The sequence below is a fragment of the Lentilactobacillus hilgardii DSM 20176 = ATCC 8290 genome, from assembly GCF_000159315.1.
Taxonomy (GTDB): domain Bacteria; phylum Bacillota; class Bacilli; order Lactobacillales; family Lactobacillaceae; genus Lentilactobacillus; species Lentilactobacillus hilgardii.
On sequence record NZ_GG669994.1, the window covers coordinates 263,903 to 267,125 of the forward strand.

The 3,223-nt window shown below is 40.2% G+C and carries 4 protein-coding genes; all 4 read right to left on the bottom strand.

Going from position 1 to position 3,223, the window contains the following annotated elements; translation table 11 throughout:
* Nucleotides 1-84: 84 nt before the first annotated feature.
* The 4 genes from HMPREF0519_RS08480 to HMPREF0519_RS08495 all read right to left on the bottom strand — a co-directional run bounded on the left by HMPREF0519_RS08480 (nt 85) and on the right by HMPREF0519_RS08495 (nt 3,201).
* Entirely contained in the window at nt 85-399 is a 315-nt protein-coding gene (locus HMPREF0519_RS08480; RefSeq protein ID WP_003635468.1) for a hypothetical protein, read from the bottom strand.
* Nucleotides 400-511: 112 nt separating this feature from the next.
* Nucleotides 512-1,165: an energy-coupling factor transporter transmembrane component T family protein gene (locus HMPREF0519_RS08485; RefSeq protein WP_003635469.1), complete on the bottom strand. Its 654-nt coding sequence runs from the start codon at nt 1,163-1,165 to the stop codon at nt 512-514.
* Nucleotides 1,165-2,595 carry an ABC transporter ATP-binding protein gene (locus tag HMPREF0519_RS08490; RefSeq protein ID WP_003635472.1) on the bottom strand — a complete coding sequence of 477 codons (1,431 nt, stop codon included), beginning with the start codon at nt 2,593-2,595 and terminating at the stop codon, nt 1,165-1,167. Before HMPREF0519_RS08490 ends, HMPREF0519_RS08485 begins: the two co-directional genes overlap by 1 nt.
* Nucleotides 2,596-2,610: 15 nt before the next feature.
* A complete protein-coding gene (locus HMPREF0519_RS08495; RefSeq protein WP_003559037.1) occupies nt 2,611-3,201 on the bottom strand; it encodes an ECF transporter S component in 591 nt (196 codons plus the stop codon).
* Nucleotides 3,202-3,223: the final 22 nt, after the last annotated feature.

The window sequence follows — 3,223 nt, forward strand, 5'->3', positions numbered from 1 at the left end:
GTTCTGCCATTCTAAATTCCTCCATTGTAAGACTCGAGCTACTATATTCCTATTATAGCAATAATATGTGAAACGAACACATAATTAGCGATGTTTCAAGCCATACTCCAATAAGGCCACCAGAATAAACGCAATAATCAGGGCAATCCAAATGTTATTGTTTTGAATATAAAAATAATAAAAGATGCCAATTCCGATAATACCTTGAACAATGTAACGTTCCAGTCGGTTGGGGATCGATAGAAAAGCCAACCCGATTCCCAAAATAAAGCTGCCGACCAATACTTCCTGAGCACTATCAATCGTTCCGAATTGAGTAAACACCCCATAAAGATCAACAATGGCTCCAACAATTAAAGCAAAAATGCCAAACGCAAACGCGAATTGATTTGCCCGCATAAAAAACGCCCTCTTTCACTTCTCTCTATTACATTAATTATAATGCAAAAGTGGGAATTGCGAAATCTGGGGCGTTTTGATTATGTCAGAAAATTTTAATTTCTATTAAAAACTAATATCGAATAAAGAATAACATGACTTGAACGGCAATAATCAAGAAGGCAAACATTGCCCAGTCCAAGACTGTAATGCGGATAACCCTGTAATGGGTCCGTGGCTCGTCTTCCACAAAGCCGTGGGAAGTCATTGCTTCAGCTAAGTTCTGTGACCATTGGATGGATGACAGAATTGCCTTAAAGTAGAGCTTGGGAGACCAAACGTGAAAAACCTCTCCACGCATTAAGGCAGATGTTTTGATGATTTGTACTTCTTCCCTGATTTTGGGCATCAGGTTAAAGGCCGCCAGCACCCCGTAGGCAAACTTTGAGGGTAGGCGAAAGTCTTGTTCCAAAGTCAGTGCCAAGTCCGTGATACTGCTTGTTAACGTGAATGTTGCCCCTAAAAAGACGTAGGCATAGATTCGTGTAAAAAGAACCCATGCAAAGTGGATCCCATCGGAACCATACAACCATTGTGAAACAAATAGGCCCAAAGCCGGAAAAAGCGGCCAGAATATAAGAAGAAACAATGTCTTAAAGTTCATCCGTTTAACCATGACATATACAAAACTAATCGCAATTAAGATAACGTTGACAATTAAACTTTGGGTAAACGAAATTTCCAAGGCTGTTAAGACAACTAAGAGTAATTTCATTCCAGGATTCATTAGATAACCTCCTGGTAAGTCAGATTTTGATTTTCAAAATGGGCATGATAATCAATTAAGTCTTCCAGTCCGGATAATTGATGGGAAATGATGATTTGAGTTTGACCATACTTTGTTTTGGCCAGTTCTAAGAAATCGGTCATTAATCGCAGTGATTTGTAATCCAATCCTTTAAATGGCTCATCCAACAATAGGACGGGTGGGTTCATAATCAGCATTTCGACAATCTGAAGTTTCTTTTTTTGTCCCTCACTTAAAGAATAGACAACTTGTTCATCGCGACCCTGCATGCCCAATTGTGTCAGCATTTGTTCAACCTGTTCATGAGTGTAGTCTTGGTTAAACCGGTTTGAGAACGAAAGATCCAGTTCTTCTTTAACCGTGACGTTTAGAAATTGGTTTTCGGCATCTTGAAACAATAGCGTGACGTTTTTAGCATAGTTTAACGGCTTGATCTTTTTAATGTTCTTTCCGTCGTAAGAAATTATTCCGGCATACGGTAATAACTTGGTTAGTGCGTTAAATAATGTTGATTTTCCAATGCCATTGGCACCGGTAATTAAAGTCGTTTTTTGGCGATAGAAATTAAAATGATCAAGCTGTAGGAGCAAAGAATCGTGCGGTGCCAATTTGAAATGACGTAATTCGATAACTGAATTCTTATCATTCTTCGGTGGTAACGCAAGCTGCTTATCAATTGTTTGGGTGGATTCAAAGTTATCAAAGAAATGTTGTGATTCCGCTTGATTTAATAAATCAATGTGATGGGTCTGGGGATCCAAATAATAAAATTCATCAATGACTCCCTGGTAATTTCCCAAATCATGGTCTGCAAGAATAATTGTTTTGCCGTGTTTTTCCTGTAATTCCTTTAGTTTGTGGATTAAATCAATCCTGGAATCAGGGTCGATACTGGCAAAAGGTTCATCCAATACAATAACCGGCGCATCCATGGCGACAATACAGGAAAGTGCAACCCGTTGCTTTTCGCCCCCGGAAAGGGTGTTGATGATCCGATCCCTTAATTTTTCAATCCCACAAAAAGTGAGGGCATGATCGATTATTTTATCCATTTGATCAGGTTGGGTTTGAATATTCTCAAGAACAAAGGTAAGCTCGTGGATGACGGTATCCATCGCAAATTGTTGATTGGGATTTTGAAACATCATTGCGACGTGGTTGCTGACATGGTTTCGGGGAATATCCTTAATATTTGTATCACCGAATTTGATGGTTCCCGTCGCATCGTTGCCGATAAATCTTGGGTACAGCCCCGCAATAAAGTACAGGAGCGTTGACTTCCCACTACCGGATGGTCCGGAAAGCAGGGAAAAGTGATTGTGCTTGAATGTTAAATTAAGATCATTTAGTACCTTGGTCTCACTTTTGGGGTACTGATAGGTAAAGTCGCTAATCGATACGTCAGTCATGTCTAAAACCTCTGTTTATAGATTAAATGCATTACTACGATCCAACAGCTTAACGATCATTTTGGTGACAATGCCACCGAAAATAAAGGTTGAGATGTAACGAGTGATGAATAGTCCGATTAGAAGCGGTAATGCAAATTTATCGTATCCGTTTTTAATCATGTCCCAGGCGAAAGTTACAACAACGGTTGTAAAGATTGAAGCATTTAGTGAAACCCAGTCGTAACGTTTGTAGCCGGTGAAGGTAAAACCAAGTTCGGAACCAATTCCCTGAACCAGTCCGGAAATAAAGGCACCGGCGCCCCATTGACCACCAAGGAAGACTTCAACGGCAGCACCAAGAAATTCACCAAGAAAGGCCGAACCAGCCGTTCGGATGATGAATCCGGTAAGCGGACCGGCCATGCACCAAAGCCCCATCAAAATATCATTGGCAAAAGGCGCAGCACCAATTGGCGTAAGGGCGACCGTTAATGCAGTATAGAGAAAACCGATTCCCCAAAAAATAATGCCACAAAAAATAGCAATCAAGGCGATCAAAATAATGTTGCGTAACGTCCATTTACTTTGATGCTGATTGTTGCTTGCTTGACTCTTGTTTTCCATAAAAAGACCTCCAAATAGTATA